We start from the raw sequence: 14,443 nt of genomic DNA on the forward strand, positions 1-14,443 counted from the left end.
TCGTGTCGCAAATTGATCATGAACCCAGTTTCAGACCTTGCCGTTTTGCCGTTTTGACCGTTTCTGACACAAGGACGTTTGAAACGGATCGATCTGGTGCAGTTCTGGCCGATCGTATTGAAAAGGCGGGCCATCATCTGGTTGAGCGCGCTCTCGTTGCCGATACGCTAGAAGATATCGCAGAGTATCTGCGGTTATGGATTGAACGCGACGATATCGAGGCAATCATCACGACAGGAGGGACTGGCATCACAGCAAGAGATGTCACGCCGGAGGCTTTCGCGCATGTCATCGAGAAAGAAATTCCGGGGTTTGGCGAGCTTTTCCGCATGCTCTCCTACGCCAAGATTGGCACGTCAACGATACAATCCCGCGCTATGGGAGGGATTGCGAAGGGGACCCTGCTTTTCGCTCTTCCCGGATCGACGGGCGCTGTAGCTGATGGCTGGGACATGATTCTCTGCCAACAATTCGACAGTTGTCACCGTCCCTGCAATTTTGTTGATCTGATGCCGCGTCTGCGCGAAGGCTGAAGCGGGAAGAGCAGGACTCATCGCTATCGGGTTGCTTGCCTCCTGATCAGCATTGTCGGGACTTTTTCCCTCCGGGCTGCGGCTTCATGCCGAACTGGATCTTCAGCTGGTCCCGATAGGCGCGCTGGGACTCGATCAACCCGAGTGGTGCACCAAGGCGGCTCGAGATCAGTTTGTGCATCAAGGCAATTTCCTGCAGATGAGCTCCATGATCGATCAGACCTGTCACTGATTTCTCATGGCGGCGATGGATATTCAGGGGGCGGGAAAGATAAGCCAGCTGGCTTCCGGGCCGCAGAAGCAATTCGACGTAAAGGCGCCAGTCACCAGCCACACGAAAACGATTGAGATCGGCGCGGCACGAAGTCAGGGCAGTCAGAAAATCGCGCTTTCGGAACAGAACGGCGCTGACATTCATCACGAGGTTACATTTGCCAAGAAAGTCGCGGACAAAGCTCTCTCCATCAATCAGTACATCATTTCCCAGCCTGTGCCCGACGTGGTGATGGTAATAGGCCTGGTAATCAGCGGAGATCTCAGCGCCGTTTTCATCGATTGAGCGGCTGTCACAAAAGGCCATATTGATATCTGGCACCTGCGAAATGATCTCACTGAGGGCCAAGAGAAATTCCGGTTCCGACAGATCATCGGCCTCGGCGATCCAGAGCCAGTCACCGCTCGCGAGTTCAGCGGCTTTCTGCCATTGATTGAAAACCGAGCCGCTTTGTCTTTTCCCTGTTACAAGTGTGATGGCCCGGTTGAACGCATTCGCCACGCGCGTTGACAGTTCGGCACTTCCGTCATCCGAGGCATCGTCCAGAACGATGATTTCCCTGACGGGACAATTCTGGGCAAAAATCGTGGCCAGGCGCGCCGACAGATAATGCGCATAGTTGTATGAGAGAACGACAACTGAAATCGAAGGCAGGTGGGGCAGGGTAATTGTCCTGAGGCGATCCACATAACGATCAAAGGAAAAGCGTCTCGCCAGCTCAGCGCCACGTCGTATCCGTCTTGTGGGAATGTCAGATGGGGTTAGCGTCTGGTGCAGAATCAGCTCGCCTATGGCAGGCAGGTCTCCGGGCTCAATGATCCGATGGCGTTCGTCGCCTTCCTCCTCGAGCTCCTGCAAAAGCTCAGGGATCATTCCGTTACGGGCAAAGGCGATACAGGGCAATCCGGAGGCAAGAGCTTCCAGCGCGGCTGAGGGGTAGGGGTCTTCACGCGAAAGAAGCAGGAACAGATCTGCAGCTGAAAGAAACGGACTGACGTCTTCCACCCGTCCCGGGAGGTGAAAGCGCCGTGTTGCAAGGGCGGAATTGAGATCATGTTCGAGAATTGCTCTGGTCTCGTCTGCAATGGCCCCGACCCAGATGAAATGAATCGGGCGGGGCTTTTCTGTATGACCAGGCTGGATACGCGGCGCTTTGAAACTCGGGCTTTGCAATATTTCCCAGAGCCGCAGAAAGAGGTCGAAACCTTTCCTGTTATCACCATATCCTATGCCAATGACCAGAAGCGCCTCATTTTCTATCCCGTATGCCATGCGAACGCGTCTGCGATCAGGTTCGAAAAAGGCAATCCGGTTGTAGAGACCTTGGGGCAATATCGTTGCTTCGGGGTACAGACGTGTCAGTTTTGCACCGGGGACAATAATCGCATCCGTCAGTTTACGTGCATGTTCAAGTGAGGCCTCAAGGTGATGCTGACGGATCATTCCCGGTAGTTCGTGAATGAGAAGGATAAACGATATACCTGCTATGCTGAGATCGGGTGCCAGTTTTGTGGAGGCGGCACTGTTTATGATGGCACGAGAGAATCCTTCGGTCCTGAGGGACGAAAGTCGTTCCATGCAGGCAGGCGTACCAGGATCAAGAATCTCGACATTGCCGATCTGGCGATAGCGGGAGAGCAGGTCTCCCCCGCCAAGCAGGATAAACGCGATCTCGATACCATGATTGCGTATGAGCGCAGCACCGATAGCGAGTAACAACATCTGTGCACCTGCAGGAAAAGCATCATGACCGACCAGCAGCAGGCGATGTCGGGCAAGTCGACTCTGGAAGCTGGTGACGGCGCGCGCCGTGGCATTCAGATACGCAGAACCGAAATGGAGATCCGGCTCCAGATAGGCGCCCTCGGCCCATTCGTTCCAGGCATTCACGCAAAGAAGGGCTTCACCCATGAAAGGGTGATGACGGGCCTTCGCGACCGTTTCCTTTAGCCAGTGCTCATATAGCCGAGGTGTTGACCCATGGAGCACGAGCCCGGCACCCTGGCGTCTCGGATCATTGTCCCATGAGGGGGTGACAGTACGAATAAGCGGAAAACCAGGTTCTGGTTCGGCCAGCGCCTTATCTACCAGCTCGGCATAGTCGTATATGCGCGCAGTCATGTCCTCATCGAGAACCTGCACCTTGTTCTCGATGGGAGTACAGGTTGTTGTCAGCTTGTGTGGGGGAAACTCGATGGCGCCATCCATGCCAAAGACTGTCGGGTCATTGTCATTAAAAGCCTGTGCCATGATGAAGATCGGATCGAGTGCTTCATTCGCCTGAAAGAGAAGGCGCCATCTGGCGATCCGTGCTGCTGCATCAGGAATGGCGCCAGGACGATACAGCATGAAAAGAGGTCGACCACCGATACGGATGTAACGAGGGTCTTTCATGTGACGGCCAAGATCGGCGATCAGGGCGTCATCCTCTTCCACACGATAATTCTGAGAGATCAGAACATCATTATTACCACCATCCCAACGCCGGCTCCAGTTTTCATTGGCCCACATGAGACAGAAGGGAAGGTCGATCTCAGGCGTTCGAAGCAGAAGCTCCATGGGGCGGTCGAGCAGGCGTCTGCCGTTGAACCAGTAATGATAGAAGATGAATCCTTCTACACCGCTTTCGCGTGCCATGCGCGCCTGGATCGTGAGAGTTTCAAGATTATCAAGCCGGTAATGACCGAGATCGCGTGGCGTGCGCGGCTGATAGTGATCGGCAAAGCGCGGTACACCTCGTGCGAGATTGGTCCATTCCGTGAACCCTTTGCCCCACCAGAGATCATTGGCTTCGTTCGGATGAAATTGTGGCAGGTAGTAGGCCAGAACCCGTGCCCGTCGGATGGCGGCATCTGGCAGAGGGTGCCGCTCCTCATAATGCGGTCCAGGCTGTGTACGGCGTCTGATTTCGCGTGCAATTGTCGTTTCATGTACCGGCAGGCAGGGGAAAATGCCTGCTTCATGACGATGAGCCAGCCAATGCAGAAAGGGATTGGCGTCTGGTTCGTGGCGCATATAGCGCATACGATAAAAGACAGGATCGAAGGTTTCGAAGGGCCGTCTTACTTCACGAAAGCCCTGCACCATATAGTGCTCGACCGGATCCATGCCTGACGACGCCACATCGGGATAGCTGCGCAGATAAAATTCCGGATCGAATTCGGGAACCGGACGAATGTCAGACCTATGCCTGTTTGCCAGATAATGGGCGAGGGCGTTCATATTGGCTGGGACCTGGTTGGCCTGCCGGTACCAGAGGGGATCAAACCAGGGTACTGGACGGCGCCCTTCATACTCGCCGCGTTGGAGGTAATGATACAGAGGGTCTTCAATGACATCCCGATAGGTTGTCATGTACCACGCAGGGTCGAAAAAAGCGTTGGGTTTGCGTCCTTCCCGCCATCCGGTCTTGTGATAGTGGGCGAGTGCGGCGCTCCCTATTTCATGCAGGTCCGGGTTACGCGACAGATAGAATGCCGTATCAAAAAGCCCGGAATGCCCGATAGTCCTCAGGATCATAGGCATGGTCGCTTTCTCCCGCGATTCGTTAATAAAACATTAAACGACTTCGGGGGGAACAACCATAGCCGTTACTGGCTTGTGTCTCTGACAACCCAGCCAGATGGGGCGGCAACGAAGTCCGGTCTGATTGCCCTGATTCCATATCTGCTCGCCTTGGCTTGGCGATGACGGTGCAGTCGGGTTAAGGGCTTCGGAGTTGTATTTGAGACTTTGGGGTGATCCGGTCTTTCCTGGGGAGAGATTGATATCCATGCGAGTTGTGAGGCCATGCATTATCATTCTGATGCGTCCAGGACAGGAACCGAAGTGCCAGGCCGGACCGGAACCGGATGCATGCCAGTCAGCAATGGCTCGGCAACCTCGTTCAAGGTCTCGCTTGATGAGGGGCTGATTCTTGAATGCGGAACGCATATAGCACCGCTTGATATAGCCTATTGTGCCTATGGCACCCTTTCATCTGCGCGTGATAATGTCATTCTTGTCTGTCATGCACTGACGGGTGACCAATATGTGGCGGAAACCCATCCTGTAACTGGCAAACCGGGCTGGTGGAGCCGGACGGTTGGACCAGGCAAGGCGATCGACACGGATCGTTTCTATGTCATCTGCGTCAATGTGCTGGGGGGATGTCTGGGATCGTCGGGACCCAAGAGCCTGCGTGAGAGCGGTGAACTCTGGGGGACGGATTTTCCGCCGGTTACCATACGGGATATGGTATCTGCCCAGTCGAAGCTGTTGGATCATCTTGGTATCGGGCGTCTGTTTGCTGCGATCGGGGGGTCCATGGGCGGTATGCAGGTCCTCCAATGGGTGGCGAGCTTTCCCGAGCGTGTCGGGGCGGCAATGCCCATTGCCACAGCGCCCTTTCATTCAGCCCAGAATATCGCCTTCAATGAAGTAAGCCGTCAGGCAATCTGTGGTGACCCTGACTGGCACGGTGGTCGATACTGGGAAAAAGGTATCGTTCCGGCCAAGGGGCTCGCAGTGGCACGTATGATGGCCCATATCACGTATCTGTCCGAAGAGGCTCTGACCCAGAAATTCGGGCGCAGAACACGGCGTGATACAGTGTCATCTCCTGCTGGTGCGACAACGGGTAACTCGCTTTTTGGTGAGATATTCGAGGTGGAGAGCTACCTGCGTCACCAGGGATCAAGTTTCGTTCGTCGTTTTGATGCCAATTCCTATCTCACGATAACCCGTGCGCTCGATTATTTTGACCTCAGCGCCGATTATGATGGCGATCTGTCAGCACCGTTTCGGGGGTGCTCGACCCGGTTCTGTATCATTTCCTTCACGTCGGACTGGCTTTTTCCTACCTCGCAGTCACGGCTTCTGGCGCGTGCGCTGAACAAGGCCGGAGTGAATGTCTCCTTCGTCGAAATCGAAAGCGATCGGGGACATGACGCCTTTCTGCTCGATGAACCTGATCTGGAGCGTACCATGCGCGGATTTATAAATGGTGCGGCGGAACAGGCCGGTCTGGGAGGTCATAATGCGTCTTGATCAGCATCTGATAGCCGAGATGATTGCGCCAGGTACCCGTGTGCTTGATATCGGGAGTGGCGACGGGGCGCTGATTGATCATCTCTTTCGTACCCGGCAATGCGACGCCCGCGGTATCGAGATCGATATGAGGGAGGTGACACGGTCGGTCGCTCATGGTTTGCCGGTCATGCATGGCGATGCCGATCACGATCTGGTCCATTATTCAGATGATGCGTTTGATTATGTGGTGTTGCAACGTACGCTACAGGCCGTTGAAAAGCCGCGCGAAGTGCTGCGGCAGATGCTTCGTATCGGCCGTCATGCGATTGTCTCTTTTCCGAATTTCGGTCACTGGCGCCTGAGATTGCAGATCCTGCTCAGCGGTCGTATGCCCATGAATGCTGTGTGGCATACCCCCTGGTACGAAACACCCAATATCCATCCGTGCACCATTCAGGACTTCCTGGAGCTCTGCGATGCAGAGGGTTACGTCATTGATCGATGGCTCGCTGTTGATGAGGCCGGTGAGCGTGCGCCCTGGCGGCGGTCGATAAGATTGGCCAATCTGTTTGGTGAGCAGGCGCTCTTTCTTTTGCGCCGTAAATGATCTCTCATTGAGGGGATTGTTTCGTATTTTATCGAAGTAATGCTTTACTCGCCCTGAATGTCATGATTGCATGCCAGCTCCTCCCGATATTCCCATCACCCTGCCAAGAGAGGGTGCGGAGCATTCATGACCGATATTATGACCGCCATTGCAGAGCGCCGTTCCGCCAAGCGTTTTGACCCCTCCGTTATTATCCCAGAGCACGAATTGCGTGCCATTCTTGATGCCGGACGCAAGGCACCGACAGCTTTCAACATCCAGCACTGGCGTTTTGTTGTCGTTTCCGATCCTGAGCTCCGGAAGCAGATCCGTGCTGTTTCATGGGATCAGCCTCAGGTTGAAGAGGCCGGCGCTCTGATCATTCTCTGTGCCGATTTCAAGGCCTGGGACAAGAACCCGGCCCGTTACTGGGCTGCCGCTCCTGAAAACATGCAGACTACTTATGAAGGAATGATCAGACAATTCTATGACGGTAATGAGCAGTTTCAGCGGGATGAGGGTATCCGGTCCTGCGGTATGGCGGCCTATGCCTGATGCTGGCTGCTGCTGCTCACGGCTATCAGAGCTGTCCTATGGACGGGTTTGATTTCAAGGCTGTCGGGTCACTGATCAATCTGCCTGCCGACCATGAGGTTGTCATGTTCGTCGCGATCGGAAAAAAAGCGGCGGAATATCCGCCCCATGGTGGTCAACTGCCAGAGGAAGAGACCGTTATTCATAACCGTTTTGCCTGAGCGGTACTATCGAGGCAGGTTCAGTGCATTACGTGTGTTTTTTCGCTGCATTGAACATTGTTTTATCGTTGGAACTGCTTGCGTCCGGGATGGGCTCTGCCTATATGGGGGCCTCCCCGGTCCAGATTTGACTCAGTCGGCTCTGGCGTCAGGACTCTGACGTCGCAAGCGCGGTCTGCTCTGTCATCCCCGGATCTTTTCTATCCCTTGTGACGTCCGGGCCAGGAGGCGTCATCCCGTGAGCCGTACGTGCAACGCGCGGCTCGTGCCATAGGAGGCGCCTTTTATATGACCAGTTTTGCCGATCTTCAGCTTGCCATGCCGATTCAGCGTGCCCTGACGGAAGAGGGATATACAACCCCGACACCGATCCAGGCGGGCGCTATCCCGCATCTGCTGCAAGGTCGCGATCTTCTTGGTCTGGCTCAGACCGGTACCGGCAAGACAGCGGCCTTTGCTTTGCCGGCTCTGCATCGCCTGCTTACACATCCGCGGACACAGACACCGAAAAGTGCTCGTGTCCTTGTGCTTGCTCCGACGCGCGAGCTTGCTGCGCAGATTGACGACAGTTTCAAGAACTATGCGCGTCACATGAAGCTCCGTCATGCCGTAATTTTCGGCGGGGTCGGGCAGGGGCGTCAGGTAGAGGCCATGCGTCGCGGCGTGGATGTGCTGACCGCAGCTCCGGGGCGCTTGCTAGATCTGATCGGTCAGGGTCACATTGATCTGCATGATCTCGAGGTGCTGGTTCTCGATGAGGCCGATCGTATGCTGGATATGGGGTTCGTGCGTGATATCAAACGTATCGTAGCCTTGCTGCCAAAGAGCCGACAGACCGTTCTCTTTTCGGCCACCATGCCCAAGGCGATCGAGGATCTGGCCCATTCACTGCTCCACGATCCGGCAAAAGTCGAAGTGACACCACCATCATCCACGGTCGATCGTATTCGCCAGGGCGTGATGTTCGTCAAATCGGAAGACAAGCGGGCGGCGACCCTGCTTCTGGTCAAGAACCCGAAGGTCCAGCGTGCTGTTGTCTTCACGCTCATGAAGCACGAAGCGAACAAGGTCGCTGATTTTCTCAATGCAGAGGGCATTCGATCGGAAGCGATTCACGGCAACAAGTCGCAGGGCGCACGTGAACGTGCGATGGCGGGGTTCCGTGATGGATCAGTCAAGGTTCTGGTCGCTACGGATATTGCTGCGCGTGGTATTGACGTGGACGATGTGAGCCACGTGTTCAATTATGATCTGCCCAATGTCGCAGAAAGCTATGTCCATCGTATCGGACGTACTGCACGTGCCGGCCGTGATGGCTGGGCTGTCTCCCTTTGTGATGCCGAGCAGCGTGCCTGGCTGCGTGATATTGAGAAGCTTATTGGCAAGTCGATTCCGGTCGTGACAGACCACGCCTATCATTCAGAAGAAGCCCAGAATTCAACCATGCGCCCGCCGGTACTTGGTGGTGGAGGGCGTGGCCGCAACCAGCCCCGTGGTGGTGGACAGCGTCCAAGTGGTTCGCGCCCTGGCTCGGGTCAGCGTAGTGGTGAAGGAGGACGCCCCTCAGCAGGTCGTCCGGGTGGCAATAATCGTCCGCAGGGTGGTCGTCCGGCACGCTCCCGCACCAAGTAAACTGACGGTCCGTTCCCGTCTTTGCCTGCATTCCTTATCAGCTGGTCAAAGACGAGGATGCGATACTCCCCCTCGGCGCTCATCACTATGAGGCCGATATCAGGCGCGGTCCTGTGCGCCTGACGGAGCCGCGCTAGAACTGATACAGAACGATTTCTGTCATCAACCATATTCTGGGTTTGAGCGCGTTCCAGCAGCAAGTCATGGGTCGATGTGTTTTTCACAAAGGCGTGTAAAAATCGTATCCTAGTCTCGATAACGTACAGAAATTCAACATAAATTCCGAAATCCGGTCAAACGCTCTGTCGCGGCCGGAAGATGTTGTGTTTGAACCGTAAACAGATCACGCAGTTTACTCTTCGGATGCTGGCAATGGCGCCAGGCGTTTCGAGGTCAAGACGTGTCTCATAACAAAACCATTCTCACGCTGAATTCGGGCTCCTCAAGCATCAAATTTGCCCTGTTTGACGGAGCAGGCTCCTCGGAGCGGTTTCTTTCAGGGCTGGTGGAATATCAGCCCGGTGGTGCTGTACTGACCACACGCACGCCTGACGGTGTCAGTGAAAGGACTGTGATCGAGGCTGATGCGAGCTCAGGGAACAGTCATGGCCAGATGATCCGGCATGTTCTGGATCTGCTTGAGGGTTACGGCGGTGGATCGCAAATCATGGCGGTTGGTCATCGCGTCGTTCTGGGCGGTCCGAATTTTCGTGGTCCGGTGCACGTCAATGCAGATGTCATCAAAGAGCTGGAGGATCTCATCCCTCTTGCCCCTCTTCATCAGCCACCCAGCCTTGTACCAATGCGACTTCTGTTCGAGCAGAAGCCCGAACTGATGCAGGTTGCCTGCTTTGATTCGTCGTTTCATTTTACCATTCCAACCGTAAGGACGCGTCTTCCGCTCCCTGCAGAGTTGCTGGATGGCGGGGCGCGGGTTTTCGGGGCGCATGGTCTCTCTTATGATTTTGTCGCACGCGCGCTTGAGCGACAGTTTCCGGAGATCGCCCATAAGCGGGTGCTTGTGGCACATATTGGAAACGGCGCCAGTCTGTGTGCTCTGGAGCATGGACGCAGTGTTGCGACGACCATGGGGCTGACTGTTCTTGATGGGCTTATGATGGGTACGCGCTGCGGAGCGCTTGATCCTGGTGTGGTGCTCTATCTGCTTCAGCAGAAAAACCTGACCCCACAGCAGGTTCAGGATACGCTCTATTACAAGTCCGGTCTCAAAGGCGTTTCCGGACTGTCTAGTGATATGCGTGTCTTACGCGAGAACGAGGCTGACGAAAATGTGCAGCTGGCTCTTGAAATGTTCGTTGAGCGCTTCGTTCAGCAGGCGGGCGGATTGATCGCTCAAATGGGCGGTGTTGACGCCATTGTATTCACAGGGGGGATCGGTCAGCATGATGCTGTTTTCCGCCGTGCTGTGTGCCAGAGGTTCAAATGGCTTGACGTGCATATCTGCGAGGATGCGAACGCGGCAGGGCGCCCCGTAATCAGCCAGCGCTCAGGCCGTGTCATGGTGCTGGTTATTCCAGCAGATGAAGAAGAAACAATCTTCCGCCAAACAAAAAGAATAATCGAAGGAAGTCATAAACGATGAGCGAAAAGAAACCGCTTTCCGCACAGCAGATCGACCTTTTTGATAAGTGGTGGCATGCTGCCAATTATCTTTCCGTGGCGCAGATCTATCTGCTGGACAATCCACTCCTGCGTGATCCGCTCAAGATCGAGCACGTCAAACCCCGTCTTCTCGGTCATTTCGGTACGACACCCGGTCTGACCCTGCTTTACCTGCATCTGAACCGGATCATCAAGGAACGCCAGAAAAGCGTCTTGTTCATTGCGGGGCCCGGGCATGGAGCGCCGGGTGTGGTCGCGGCGACCTACCTCGAGGGAACTTACAGCGAGTATTTCCCTGAGATTTCGCAGGATGTCGAAGGTATAGGCCGCCTGGTCAAGCAGTTCTCCTTTCCGGGAGGCATTCCAAGTCATGTTGCAGCCACAACGCCCGGTTCGATCCATGAGGGCGGAGAACTCGGTTACTCGATCTCGCATGCCTATGGTGCTGTGCTCGACAATCCCGATCTCATTGTTGCGTGCGTCGTTGGAGATGGTGAAGCTGAAACGGGTCCGTTAGCCACATCGTGGCATAGCAACAAGTTTCTCGACCCCCGCAATGACGGCGCTGTTCTCCCGATCCTTCATCTGAACGGGTATAAAATTGCCAACCCGACAGTTCTGGCACGTATTCCTGAAGCAGAGCTTCTCGCTCTGTTCCGTGGCTACGGTTATGATCCCGTAATTGTCGAGGGTAGCGATCCTGACATTGTGCATCAGGACATGGCCAGTGCCATGGACACGTGCTTTGACAGGATTGCAGAGATCCAGCAGCGCGCACGTTCTGAGAATAACGCCGAGCGTCCAGTCTGGCCCATGATTATCATGCGTACCCCAAAGGGCTGGACGGGCCCGAAAGAGGTTGATGGGCAGCGCTGCGAGGGATACTGGCGCTCGCACCAGGTTCCCCTGACCGATCTTGAAAAGCCCGGACATCTCAAGATTCTCGAAGACTGGATGCGGAGCTACAAGCCCGAAACGCTTTTCGACGAAAATGGTCGTCTCCATGCCGAAATCGCAGCGTTGGCGCCCGAGGGTACGTTACGCATGAGCGACAATCCTCATGCAAATGGTGGTGTGTTGCGACGCCCTCTACGTATGCCTAAGATCGAAGGACATGCGTTAACAGTTCCGTCACCAGGTGCTGTCCAGGCGGAAAGTACGCGTATCCTTGGATCCTGGCTCCGAGATGTCATGCGCATGAATCTCGAGAGCCGCAATTTCCGGGTCCTGTCGCCGGATGAAAACAATTCGAACCGTCTGAATGACGTGCTCGAGGTTACGAACCGTGCCTGGACTGCCGAGATCCGGTCTTATGATGATCATCTCTCTCCAGATGGTCTCGTAATGGAAATTCTAAGTGAGCACACGATCCAAGGCTGGCTGGAAGGGTATCTGCTGACAGGTCGTCACGGCTTCTTCTCGTGTTACGAAGCTTTCGTCCACCTTGTGGACTCCATGGTCAACCAGCATGCCAAGTGGATCAAATCAGCCAAGGAGGTCGAATGGCGTCGTCCTATCTCCTCGCTCAATTACCTGCTGACATCTCACGTCTGGCGCCAGGACCATAACGGTTTCAGTCATCAGGATCCGGGCTTTATGGATCACGTGGTCAACAAGAAAGCCGATATCGCCCGGGTCTATCTGCCACCTGATGCGAATACATTGCTGTATGTCGCCAAGCACTGTCTTGAGAGCTGGGATCGTATCAATGTCATCGTGGCTGGCAAGCAGCCCGAACATCAGTGGCTTGATATTGACGCTGCTATTGCGCATTGCAGCCAGGGTATCGGGATCTGGCAATGGGCGAGCAATGACAAGGGATTTGAGCCCGATCTTGTTGTTGCCTCAGCAGGTGATGTGCCTACGGTAGAAGCGCTCGCAGCTGTCCAGATCCTTCGGGAATATGCTCCTGATCTCAAGATACGCTTCGTCAACGTGGTGGATCTGATGACGCTTCAGTCACCGAGTGAGCATCCTCATGGTCTGGATGACGTGACTTTTGATAATCTGTTCACGAAGAACAAGCCGGTTCTGTTTGCCTTCCATGGCTATCCGCAGCTTGTTCATCGTCTGATTTATCGTCGCAGCAACCGTGCCAATTTCCATGTTCACGGTTTCCGTGAGGAAGGAACCACAACGACGCCATTTGACATGACCGTACGCAATAATCTTGATCGTTACCATATCATACTGAATGCCGTGCGTCGCGTCTCTTCGCTATCAGTGCATGCGGCTTATGTTACGCAGATGATCAATGACAAGCTGGTAGAGCATAAGCGTTATATCAGCCAGTACGGCCAGGATATGCCTGAGATACTCAACTGGAAATGGCAAGGGAACAGGGGCTGATGACACAAGAGGTTCAACTCGTACTCGCCGATGTGGACGGAACGCTGGTGACCAGGGATAAAATCCTGACACCACGTGCCATCCGCGCCGTTCATGCCCTCAGGGACAGAGGCATACGCTTTGCCATCACGAGCGGTCGGCCTCCTCGCGGTATGGCGATGCTGATTGAACCGCTGGCGATCGATCTGCCGATCGCCGGTTTCAACGGAGGCGTGCTGGTTCATCCGGACTGGAGTGTTATTGACACGAAGCGCCTCACGCATGAGCAGTCAGAAACTGTCCTGAAGATCATACGCGATCATGGCGCAGATCCATGGGTCTATACGAGCCAGGACTGGTTTGTGAACGACAAGGAGGCGCCTCATGTGGCGCGTGAGGAGTGGACGGTAAAGTTTTCTCCTCGTATCGATGATGTGTCGCGGCATCTTGACGATGTCATCAAGATAACAGGTGTCAGTGACGACGTTGACCTTATGAAGCGCCTCGAGCGTGATCTGCAGGAAGCGTTGGGCAAGACGGCTTCAGCTGCCTGTTCTCAGCCCTATTACGTTGACGTCACCAATCATGATGCCAATAAAGGTGGGGTCGTAACGACACTTGAGGCGCTGCTCGACATTCCGGCTTCAGCCATGGTCACTATGGGCGATCAGCCCAATGACATGTTGATGTTTGCCCGAAGCGGTATGTCTATTGCCATGGGGCAGGCCAATGATACGGTAAAACAGGCTGCAACCCATGTTTCTGCCTCCTGTGAGGAGGAAGGATTTGCGACCGGCCTTGAACGTTACGTGCTCGGAGACGTTAAACCCTGATCTCTTCTGCAGATCTGGATAATGTCCCGTGATTGATCTCTATTACTGGCCGACGCCAAACGGCCACAAAATCACCCTGTTTCTCGAAGAAGCCGGGCTCGAATACCGAATTATTCCTGTCGATATAGGGAAGGGTGACCAGTTCAGGCCTGACTTTCTCAGGATATCCCCAAATAACAAAATGCCTGCGATTATCGATCACGCTCCGGCAGATGGTGGCAGTCCTATAAGTATTTTTGAGTCAGGTGAGATTCTGCTTTATCTTGCTGAAAAGACTGGGCGTTTCCTCCCTTCCGCACCGCGTGAAAAGATTGCGACGCTGGAATGGTTATTCTGGCAGATGGGTGGGTTCGGGCCGATGCTTGGCCAGAATCATCATTTTACTCTTTATGCGCCTGAGAAAATCCCCTACGCGATCAAGCGTTATCAGGACGAAACGAAACGCCTTTATGGTGTCCTTGAGACGAGGCTTGGAACACAGCCCTTTGTGAGTGGCGCAGAATACGGCATTGCTGATATGGCAACCTACCCATGGACGCGGACCTGGAAAGAGCAGGGAATTGACCTCGAGGCTTTCCCGGCGGTCAAGCTCTGGAGAGAGGGGATCGAGAGCCGACCTGCTACGCAGCGCGCGCTCGCGAAAGCGGATGAAGTGAAGCGTTGAGAATGATGTGTCGCGCGATATTACCGGATTCAGAGAGTATTATCGCGTGAGGCAGAGTTAACGTGGTGGCCATGTTATGGGCATGGGTTGGGCCTTGACCGATTTTTGAATTTTCGCGGAACCAAGTAATATTGCATCGTGGAGTTATGTTCGCGGCATAGATCAGCCACTAGGGCCTGTTAGGTCTTGATGTGGTCTGCGGTAG

General features: G+C 54.6%; 11 protein-coding genes. 10 read left to right on the plus strand and 1 reads right to left on the minus strand.

What is annotated here, in order from left to right:
* Positions 1–2 precede the first annotated feature (2 nt).
* Positions 3–533 (plus strand): molybdenum cofactor biosynthesis protein B, encoded by a 531-nt coding sequence (gene moaB / locus JCM25354_RS18310; RefSeq protein WP_035447466.1) that lies wholly within the window; start codon positions 3–5, stop codon positions 531–533.
* A gap of 46 nt (positions 534–579) precedes the next feature.
* Here the strand turns inward: moaB and JCM25354_RS10745 are convergent, their stop codons facing one another.
* On the minus strand, positions 580–4,332 hold the full coding sequence (locus tag JCM25354_RS10745) for a glycoside hydrolase family 99-like domain-containing protein (protein ID WP_025886019.1): 3,753 nt from the start codon (positions 4,330–4,332) through the stop codon (positions 580–582).
* Between the two features lie 330 nt (positions 4,333–4,662).
* Here JCM25354_RS10745 and metX point away from each other — a divergent pair, with 330 nt between their 5' ends.
* The 9 genes from metX (at position 4,663) to JCM25354_RS10785 (ending at position 14,238) form a co-directional block, all read left to right on the plus strand.
* Positions 4,663–5,835 carry a homoserine O-acetyltransferase MetX gene (metX, locus tag JCM25354_RS10750; protein WP_025886020.1) on the plus strand — a complete coding sequence of 391 codons (1,173 nt, stop codon included), beginning with the start codon at positions 4,663–4,665 and terminating at the stop codon, positions 5,833–5,835.
* Complete coding sequence (gene metW / locus JCM25354_RS10755) at positions 5,825–6,424, plus strand: methionine biosynthesis protein MetW (protein ID WP_025886021.1); 600 nt, start codon at positions 5,825–5,827, stop codon at positions 6,422–6,424. Before metX ends, metW begins: the two co-directional genes overlap by 11 nt.
* Before the next feature lie 126 nt (positions 6,425–6,550).
* Complete coding sequence (locus JCM25354_RS18315) at positions 6,551–6,958, plus strand: nitroreductase family protein (RefSeq protein WP_369345762.1); 408 nt, start codon at positions 6,551–6,553, stop codon at positions 6,956–6,958.
* Positions 6,958–7,158, plus strand: coding sequence for a nitroreductase family protein (locus tag JCM25354_RS23470; protein ID WP_369345763.1), 201 nt, complete (start codon positions 6,958–6,960; stop codon positions 7,156–7,158). Before JCM25354_RS18315 ends, JCM25354_RS23470 begins: the two co-directional genes overlap by 1 nt.
* A gap of 288 nt (positions 7,159–7,446) precedes the next feature.
* Positions 7,447–8,790, plus strand: coding sequence for a DEAD/DEAH box helicase (locus JCM25354_RS10765; protein WP_025886022.1), 1,344 nt, complete (start codon positions 7,447–7,449; stop codon positions 8,788–8,790).
* Positions 8,791–9,190: 400 nt separating this feature from the next.
* A complete protein-coding gene (locus JCM25354_RS10770; RefSeq protein ID WP_025886023.1) occupies positions 9,191–10,393 on the plus strand; it encodes an acetate/propionate family kinase in 1,203 nt (400 codons plus the stop codon).
* Complete coding sequence (locus JCM25354_RS10775) at positions 10,390–12,762, plus strand: phosphoketolase family protein (RefSeq protein ID WP_025886024.1); 2,373 nt, start codon at positions 10,390–10,392, stop codon at positions 12,760–12,762. Before JCM25354_RS10770 ends, JCM25354_RS10775 begins: the two co-directional genes overlap by 4 nt.
* A complete protein-coding gene (locus JCM25354_RS10780) occupies positions 12,762–13,574 on the plus strand; it encodes a Cof-type HAD-IIB family hydrolase (protein WP_148301482.1) in 813 nt (270 codons plus the stop codon). The genes JCM25354_RS10775 and JCM25354_RS10780 overlap by 1 nt, the downstream gene beginning before the upstream one ends.
* 28 nt (positions 13,575–13,602) lie before the next feature.
* Complete coding sequence (locus JCM25354_RS10785) at positions 13,603–14,238, plus strand: glutathione S-transferase N-terminal domain-containing protein (protein ID WP_025886026.1); 636 nt, start codon at positions 13,603–13,605, stop codon at positions 14,236–14,238.
* Positions 14,239–14,443: the final 205 nt, after the last annotated feature.

This window comes from Asaia prunellae JCM 25354 (assembly GCF_000613885.1).
GTDB classification, from domain to species: domain Bacteria; phylum Pseudomonadota; class Alphaproteobacteria; order Acetobacterales; family Acetobacteraceae; genus Asaia; species Asaia prunellae.